This window comes from Gilliamella sp. B14384G12, assembly GCF_016101825.1.
Lineage (GTDB): Bacteria > Pseudomonadota > Gammaproteobacteria > Enterobacterales > Orbaceae > Gilliamella > Gilliamella apicola_N.
The window spans coordinates 286,092-294,122 of record NZ_JACFPU010000003.1; the positions used below are offsets into that span (position 1 = coordinate 286,092).

At 31.7% G+C, this 8,031-nt stretch carries 9 protein-coding genes; 3 read left to right on the forward strand and 6 right to left on the reverse strand.

Annotated features, from left to right (window positions below; all coding sequences use genetic code 11):
* The first annotated feature begins 28 nt into the window (after nucleotides 1-28).
* Complete coding sequence (locus tag H3S73_RS05815) at nucleotides 29-610, forward strand: YigZ family protein (RefSeq protein ID WP_198228960.1); 582 nt, start codon at nucleotides 29-31, stop codon at nucleotides 608-610.
* 756 nt (nucleotides 611-1,366) lie between these two features.
* Here H3S73_RS05815 and H3S73_RS05820 read toward each other — a convergent pair.
* The 5 genes from H3S73_RS05820 to H3S73_RS05840 form a co-directional block, all read right to left on the reverse strand.
* Complete coding sequence (locus tag H3S73_RS05820) at nucleotides 1,367-1,789, reverse strand: hypothetical protein (RefSeq protein ID WP_198228959.1); 423 nt, start codon at nucleotides 1,787-1,789, stop codon at nucleotides 1,367-1,369.
* An 839-nt stretch (nucleotides 1,790-2,628) separates the two neighbouring features.
* Nucleotides 2,629-2,799: a hypothetical protein gene (locus H3S73_RS05825; protein ID WP_198236873.1), complete on the reverse strand. Its 171-nt coding sequence runs from the start codon at nucleotides 2,797-2,799 to the stop codon at nucleotides 2,629-2,631.
* A gap of 228 nt (nucleotides 2,800-3,027) precedes the next feature.
* Complete coding sequence (locus H3S73_RS05830; protein ID WP_198236872.1) at nucleotides 3,028-3,819, reverse strand: hypothetical protein; 792 nt, start codon at nucleotides 3,817-3,819, stop codon at nucleotides 3,028-3,030.
* 65 nt (nucleotides 3,820-3,884) lie between these two features.
* Entirely contained in the window at nucleotides 3,885-4,676 is a 792-nt protein-coding gene (locus H3S73_RS05835) for a hypothetical protein (RefSeq protein WP_198236871.1), read from the reverse strand.
* A 65-nt stretch (nucleotides 4,677-4,741) separates the two neighbouring features.
* Nucleotides 4,742-5,533 carry a hypothetical protein gene (locus tag H3S73_RS05840; RefSeq protein WP_198236870.1) on the reverse strand — a complete coding sequence of 264 codons (792 nt, stop codon included), beginning with the start codon at nucleotides 5,531-5,533 and terminating at the stop codon, nucleotides 4,742-4,744.
* Between the two features lie 1,043 nt (nucleotides 5,534-6,576).
* On the opposite strand from H3S73_RS05840, the gene H3S73_RS05845 reads away from it, so the two are divergent.
* On the forward strand, nucleotides 6,577-7,071 hold the full coding sequence (locus H3S73_RS05845; protein ID WP_198228954.1) for a GNAT family N-acetyltransferase: 495 nt from the start codon (nucleotides 6,577-6,579) through the stop codon (nucleotides 7,069-7,071).
* 51 nt (nucleotides 7,072-7,122) lie between these two features.
* Nucleotides 7,123-7,857 (forward strand): rhomboid family intramembrane serine protease, encoded by a 735-nt coding sequence (locus H3S73_RS05850; protein WP_198236869.1) that lies wholly within the window; start codon nucleotides 7,123-7,125, stop codon nucleotides 7,855-7,857.
* 52 nt (nucleotides 7,858-7,909) lie between these two features.
* Here H3S73_RS05850 and H3S73_RS05855 read toward each other — a convergent pair.
* A partial coding sequence (locus tag H3S73_RS05855) for an IS3 family transposase (RefSeq protein WP_144092339.1) occupies nucleotides 7,910-8,031 on the reverse strand: 122 nt, incomplete at its 5' end.

The following is an 8,031-nucleotide window of genomic DNA, read 5'->3' on the forward strand; positions in this document are numbered from 1 at the left end:
GTTATGAAACAATTTTACCAGAATACGAATGCCATATACATTAGCAATTCCCACCCAACTCACCGAAGAAATCAAAAAAAGTCGTTTTATTGTCAATGCGGCGCCAGTAACCTCGGCCGAACAAGCTGCTCAATTCATTGACTCAATCAATGATCCTAATGCCACTCATAATTGCTGGGCATGGAAGATTGGACAGCAATACCGTTTTAATGATGATGGCGAACCGACCAGTACAGCGGGACGCCCTATTTTGTCAGCGATTGAAGGGCAAGATTGCGATCAAGTTGTAGTTGTCGTTACTCGTTACTTTGGTGGTATAAAATTAGGCACTGGGGGGTTAATTCGTGCATATGGTGGTTCTGCAAGTCACTGCCTTCAACAAGCGACATTGATTGAACTTATAGCACGCATTACTTTGCAATTTCATTGTTACTATAACGAATGGCCTATTATCGAAAATCGCCTTAAAGAACTTGATGCGATTATTGAAAATCAAGAATTTGATGCTGAAGGAGTAAAAGTAAGCGTAGCTATTACTAAAGATAATTCAGTGATATTACAAAAAAATATCAGTGATATTACCCGTGGCAGAGTCAATATAACCTTATAAATTTTATGCCCGATTATACTGTGAAAAAGTTTCAGGTTAACTATACGTTTTAGTAAAAAATGGGATATTGAACAAATGTATTATTTAATTGATGCCCAAAGAGATTAGACCGTTACCCCTGCTATAATCAACTTTGATTTCACAGCGGTTGCAAGCATATTACAGTTTTTTATTATTTTAGATAATTTGGTTGATGATTGCTCTGTTTGGAATTGATTTTACGATACTAATTTCGAACAATAATGTGGTTACATGGATATTTAAATTGTGTAACAATAAATTTTGGTCATTGAAATGAGATTCATTATTGAATTTAAAATAACTATTCAGCCAAATATAAAATGATTACTGTTGCAAGATGCATAATTGATTTTGTTGGTATCCAACTATCACTGCTATTATCCTACTTAAAATTAGACTTTATCATAAAACAAATTATTGAAATACAATATGTTATCTAGACAAGGCAGGTATTTCTTTCAAACCATAAAATTTTATATTAGTATTAACTAATCCATTATTGAATGGCCATATGGTAAGCTCCACTAATATAAAAAAACACTAGTATTAAGTAGATCATATTAGGTTTTGAATTGACAGTAAGATAGACCTATCATTGATTTAAATAATATTTAAAATGTATTTCAATCTTCATCATGGTTTCCTTATACGCCTTTCAATGGTATCATTTTCCTTTTTACTTAAGTATCAACTAACATACTGAACTTAGCACCAGCATATTAATACAATAACTGTTTAGTGTATGGATTTAATTAAGTGATTTTTACCTGATATAGGCGTTGCCTCAATCATTTGCTCATCTGATTCAGATTCATCTTCAAGTTCACCAACTGTATTTGACTCATCATTATTCTCTGCATTTACGCCTTCATCAGATAGAGTTGAACCTGATTGCGTTTCAACTTCTTCAGTATTAATTAAGTACGTCGGATTAGCTTGAATTACATTTGCTGTCCTGACATTTAATGCAGTTACATCATTAATACTTAGCACTACAAAAATACTTGCACTGATCAACAAAATCTTGCAATAGAAAGATTTATCTAACATTAATTCAGATAAGCCCGATGCAAGATTAGAGACGGACTGAAAACACTTTTGGGGATTTAAAGAAGAATCTAAATTATGATCTCCTACAAACCAACTGCACTTTAACATCTTATTACTTCCTCCCGACAAATGATTGCTTTTTTATAAATGCAATCTTATGTTGCGAAGTATAATATTTTAAAAAAAATTAGCAAACTTATCTTAGAAAGATTTGTTAACTAATGTAAAATCAATTAATTGCAGGGACCTTTTTTTATTTCCAAACTCTATAATTTTTTGAACTTTTCTTATATAATATCATCTTTATTGATTAAATTTCACACAGCTCATTAGCTTATAATAATTGCTGTTCCTACTAAAATTAAGTGATATATTAATAGTGCAAATTATCATCCCTTTTGTACCAAAACAATATAATTAAACAAATAAGTTTAAATAATAAAATTAGAACCTAGAAATAAAAATTTACCTTTTTTAGATCATTATATACAAGCAACTAGATCGCCAACTTGTTCATCGACTAATTTTATGAGTTCTAGTATTTTCTCATCACCATCAATAAAAATGTAAACATTGTCTAAACGAGGATAGTATTGTTTGAAAAATTTTCCACTTTTTTGTACTTGCAGGACAAAAATAGAAAACTAAAGCATCTTTACTGCATCCTATAGCCATAAAATCATCCTAATAAAATACACCGTCCATGTCTATTGATTTTATACAAATACCTTATTCAAAAAAAACACAATAACATTCAACTGCCCATGTAACTTCTTTGTAAAGTTTTTTAATTGATTATATTTCGAAATAGATTTGTACGTAATGCCTAATAAGATAGATTATAACAACTATACCTACTAATGGGATTAAATTAATAAGCTGTGTTAACTGGTTATTTAAAGTGAAAAACGGTGCAAAAGAAAACATACCAATATAAAAGCAACGACCTAACCAGCTAATACCATAAAAGCATATTTAAGGAAATGCAGGCGATGAATTGTACCTAGAATTTTTACAAATATCGCCTGTTGTGAATTGAATATAAAGCTGCGTTTAAATAGAAAATGAGCTTCATTAGGAGCAAGAGCATAATAAGGTTTATTAATTCTTTTTTTCATTGATATTCCTATATATTGTTTTGTATATGGCTTGCATCAATATTATAAAACACAATGATTAATTGAAAATTAACCTTATTATTTTATTTAAAATTTAATAGAAATGAACTAATTATATCTACAATTTTAAACCTGAACATCCTATACTCATAAGTTTTATCTTCGTATCTTTATATAAAACTTTACTTCTACCAACTAGCTAAAGTAATTATGATTACTTATCAGATCTTAATTACCATCTACCATGTATACTGAACCATCACCCCAAGTTCCAACATAGTAATTGTTTTTATAATATGTTAATGCAACTGCTCCCGATAAAGATGAAGCTAAATTTGTTACCTTTTTCGTTTTTACATCAATTTGTCGCAACATTCCAGCACCATTATCAATGACCGCCACAACATTTGATGAAATTGTTGCAATACCAACTCCTGGACGAGTGAATTGATCACCTAATTCAGTTTTATTACCGTTAGGTTCAATCATGGTTAAACGACCGCTATATTGAGATACAACTAAGCTATTATCAGCAAGTTGAGTAACACCAACTGGAGTAGTCAATCCTCGTGCTACGATAGTCTTTTGTTTCGTGTCTAAATCAAGTGATACAATTTCACCCGTTGAACGATTAGTGACTAATAGTCTACCATCATTAGAAAAAGCGATACCGGTAGGCGTATGATAGCCGTCTGATATTTTTTGTGATTGACCGTTCGGCGTAATTTTTAAAATATAATCACCACTATAAGATGAAACATATACATTATCTTGTTTATCAATGACTATTCCTGAAGGAGAAGAGATACCTCTATAAAAGGTCTCATGTTCACCATTCTCTTTAACTTTTACGATTGAACTACCAGACCAATTGGTCACATACATCACGCCTGAACTATCAAAAGCGATTCCTGTTGGGGCATTAAAGCCCGAAGCTAACTTTGTTGAAGTTGCCATACTAAATCCTGCAAAAAAGAAGCAAAACATAAATAGAAAGAAATGTGATAATCTTTTTTTCATAACGAGTTTCCTTAATAATTAGCTGCTACACTTTGGTTAAAATAATTGTGATTGTTTATAAAATCTTACTTACCATCTACCATGTATACTGAACCATCACCCCAAGTTCCAACATAATAATTGTTTTTATAATATGCTAATGCAACTGCTCCCGATAAAGATGAAGCTAAATTTGTTACCTTTTTCGTTTTTACATCAATTTGTCGCAACATTCCAGCACCATTATCAATGACCGCCACAACATTTGATGAAATTGTTGCAATACCAACTCCTGGACGAGTGAATTGATCGCCTAATTCAGTTTTATTACCGTTAGGTTCGATCATGGTTAAACGACCGCTATATTGAGATACAACTAAGCTATTATCAGCAAGTTGAGTAACACCAACTGGAGTAGTCAATCCTCGTGCTACGATAGTCTTTTGTTTCGTGTCTAAATCAAGTGATACAATTTCACCCGTTGAACGATTAGTGACTAATAGTCGACCATCATTAGAAAAAGCGATACCGGTAGGGGTTTGATAGCCGTCTGATATTTTTTGTGATTGACCGTTTGGCGTAATTTTTAAAATATAATCACCACTATAAGATGAAACATATACATTATCTTGTTTATCAATGACTATTCCTGAAGGAGAAGAGATACCTCTATAAAAGGTCTCATGTTCACCATTCTCTTTAACTTTTACAATTGAACTACCAGACCAATTGGTCACATACATCACGCCTGAACTATCAAAAGCGATTCCTGTTGGGGCATTAAAGCCCGAAGCTAACTTTGTTGAAGTTGCCATACTAAATCCTGCAAAAAAGAAGCAAAACATAAATAGAAAGAAATGTGATAATCTTTTTTTCATAACGAGTTTCCTTAATAATTAGCTGCTACACTTTGGTTAAAATGATTGTGATTGCTTATAAAATCTTACTTACCATCTACCATGTATACTGAACCATCACCCCAAGTTCCAACATAGTAATTGTTTTTATAATATGCTAATGCAACTGCTCCCGATAAAGATGAAGCTAAATTTGTTACCTTTTTCGTTTTTACATCAATTTGTCGCAACATTCCAGCACCATTATCAATGACCGCCACAACATTTGATGAAATTGTTGCAATACCAACTCCTGGAACTTCGAATTGATCACCTAATTCAGTTTTATTACCGTTAGGTTCGATCATGGTCAAACGACCGCTATATTGAGATACAACTAAGCTATTATCAGCAAGTTGAGTAACACCAACAGGCGTATTCAATCCTCGTGCTACGATAGTCTTTTGTTTCGTGTCTAAATCAAGTGATACAATTTCACCAGTTGAACGATTAGTGACTAATAGTCTACCATCATTAGAAAAAGAGATACCGGTAGGGGTTTGATAGCCCTCTGATATTTTTTGTGATTGGCCGTTCGGCGTAATTTTTAAAATATAGTCATCACTATAAGATGAAACATAGATATTATCTTGTTTGTCAATGACTATTCCTGCTGGAGAAGAGATACCTGTATAAACGGTCTCATGTTCACCATTCTCTCTAACTTTTACAATTGAATCACCAGACCAATTGGTCACATACATCACACCAGAGCTATCAAAAGCGATTCCTGTTGGGGCATTAAAGCCCGAAGCTAACTTTGTTGAATTTGCCATACTAAATCCTGCATAAAAGAAGCAAAACATAAATAGAAAGAAATGTGATAATCTTTTTTTCATAACGAGTTTCCTTAATAATTAACTGCTACATTTTTAATGTATTGAATACCAACAATAGCTAAGATTAGAATAATGATCCCACTCCAAACCATGCTTTGATAAACTATACCCAATAGATAAGTGCCAATAATGCCTCACGTCAAACAAGAGATTAGACATTGATTCAATGAACAAAATAACATTTAGAGATTGATTAAGCTTAAGAGAGGGTAACTAACAAAACAAGAATTGAAAAATACATATTTTGTTATACGAAATTCGTATTGTAGAAAAAACAATATAAACTAATGTAAAAAGGAAAGATCTTATTCATAATAATGATTCGATTGAGCTAAGATAAATAGCAAAGTCATTTGAACATCTGTTAAGTAACTTATGAGGAATAGTAAATTTATAGATATTGATAGCAAAAAATTAACAAATATTTAACAATAATTTTTTGCTGTCTGCGAAAAACTTCATTTTTCTGGTGCAGCTGAAAAACTAGGTATAAGCCCCTACTTTCAACTCAAATAAAAATTTGGAAGAAACCTTACAAAGTACACTTTTTTTAAAAAACTCACACAACATCGTATTATCCAAAGATGAGGAAATACTAAAATCAAAAGCAAAATTATTAAGTGATCTCCTAGCTAAAGTAAAATAAACAAAACTAACTATTTTGAAAAGTTATTATAGGAATAACTAAAACATTAGTTTTTAAATATATTAATTTTTTATTTACCTTTATTTGGCACCATAAACCTAAAAATCACGTCGATTAATAAAGGCATTATTGATTTTTTAATTTAAGTTTAAACCATAGAATATGGTTAATTTAAAGAAATTATTTTCTACCCTTTCCTTAAAATTTATACTACTTCATTGACAATAATAATGACCTGAATAAAAAATTTATCTGGTAATATTTTTTAGGAGATATTGTGAGCATCATTCTGAATGACTTTATGATTTTTTAAGAGTTAGATCGTTTTTAACAAATATTGCTTGCCAGCATTAAAACCATTACAATGAGGCACAATTAACCACTATTTTTTATTTTTATGATTACCTATACTGATGCCACTTTAGACGATTTGCCCTTTATTGTTGATGTTTATAACTCTACCATTGCTAGCCGTCAAATTACGGCCGATTTGGAGCCGGTGTCAGTTGAAAGTCGAGTAGTTTGGTTTAATCAGCATAATCCTAAAAATCGACCTATTTGGTTAATCAAATATTCCAATCAACCATGTGGTTGGGTAAGTTTATCCTCTTTTTATGGTCGTGCAGCTTTTGAAAAAACAGTTGAGATCAGTTTGTATCTACATGAGGATTTTAGAGGAAAAAAAATTGGTCAAACAACCATCGAACGCATTGAATTATTTGCCAAACAAGCTGGTATTGAATCCATATTCAGCTATGTCTTTGGGCATAATCTTCCTAGTATGAATCTATTTAAAAAAATGAATTATCAACAATGGGCATTATTACCTAAAATTGCCGAACTTGATGGCGTTAAACGTGATTTAGTTATTTTAGGAAAGCATCTGGATTAAATCACCTATCTGTTTTTATCTATTTTGTTTTTTTATAGGAAAACTCAAAACATGAGCTTTTTAAAATATTTCCAATTTTTATATCATCAAGCCAAAATTACCAGCATTTTAGTAGTAATTAATGTTGCATGGTTTATTATTTCTCGCATTTTTGATATGCGAGGATTATCAGATTTTAGTCAAAGTAAGTTTTTAATTGACTGGGGAGCTGATGTTGCCCAACTTACATTTTCTGGTGAATATTGGCGACTTTTTACTAATATTTTCATGCATGTAGGATTAGCACATCTTACTATGAATATGTTAGCACTATGGAGTATTGGCGTTATTTTAGAAAAATTAATACCTCCTTTAGCCTTTATTGGAATCTATTTGCTATCGGGTTTATTTGGAAGTTTAGCAAGTGATGTTGCCACAATACATATTAATGTCATTAGCTGCGGCGCTTCAGGGGCAATTTTAGGTATCATCACCGCCCTACTTGCTTACTCATTGATTAATCGTACTGATTTACAAGAGATGCCTATCAAATCCATTGTGGTGAGTTTATTACTCACTGCTGGATTGGGTTTATTACCTTCTATTGATAATATGGCACATATTGGTGGTGCAATAACCGGGTTTATCTTAGGAGGATTAATCACGCTTTGTTTGAAAAAATTTCGATATCAAAGCCAAATCTGTACAATATTAACAGTCCTAATCTTTGCCAGTGCAATTCTAATTTTATATTGGGGTTATCAGCATTATCAATATGATTTTTTGATAAATGGTTATAGGTATTAATAAAAAAAGGCGCATCAAAGGTGAAGTGACCCCATAAAGTTGGACACTTTTATTAAGCGGCTTGTAAGGCCTGATTTCGATATTCAACTGGAGTCAGGCCTTTTAATTTGGCTTTAATCCGTTTGGTGTTGTAGTATTCTATATATTCTTCTATTTTTTCAATCAATTCATCTG

What these genes read in the sequence shown, in the direction of transcription:
- H3S73_RS05815 (WP_198228960.1), top strand. Translation starts at nt 29, where the DNA reads ATGCCATATACATTAGCAATTCCCACCCAACTCACCGAAGAAATCAAA.
- H3S73_RS05845 (WP_198228954.1), top strand. Translation starts at nt 6,577, where the DNA reads ATGATTACCTATACTGATGCCACTTTAGACGATTTGCCCTTTATTGTT.
- H3S73_RS05830 (WP_198236872.1), bottom strand. Translation starts at nt 3,819, where the DNA reads ATGAAAAAAAGATTATCACATTTCTTTCTATTTATGTTTTGCTTCTTT.
- H3S73_RS05835 (WP_198236871.1), bottom strand. Translation starts at nt 4,676, where the DNA reads ATGAAAAAAAGATTATCACATTTCTTTCTATTTATGTTTTGCTTCTTT.
- H3S73_RS05840 (WP_198236870.1), bottom strand. Translation starts at nt 5,533, where the DNA reads ATGAAAAAAAGATTATCACATTTCTTTCTATTTATGTTTTGCTTCTTT.
- H3S73_RS05820 (WP_198228959.1), bottom strand. Translation starts at nt 1,789, where the DNA reads ATGTTAAAGTGCAGTTGGTTTGTAGGAGATCATAATTTAGATTCTTCT.
- H3S73_RS05825 (WP_198236873.1), bottom strand. Translation starts at nt 2,799, where the DNA reads ATGAAAAAAAGAATTAATAAACCTTATTATGCTCTTGCTCCTAATGAA.
- H3S73_RS05850 (WP_198236869.1), top strand. Translation starts at nt 7,123, where the DNA reads ATGAGCTTTTTAAAATATTTCCAATTTTTATATCATCAAGCCAAAATT.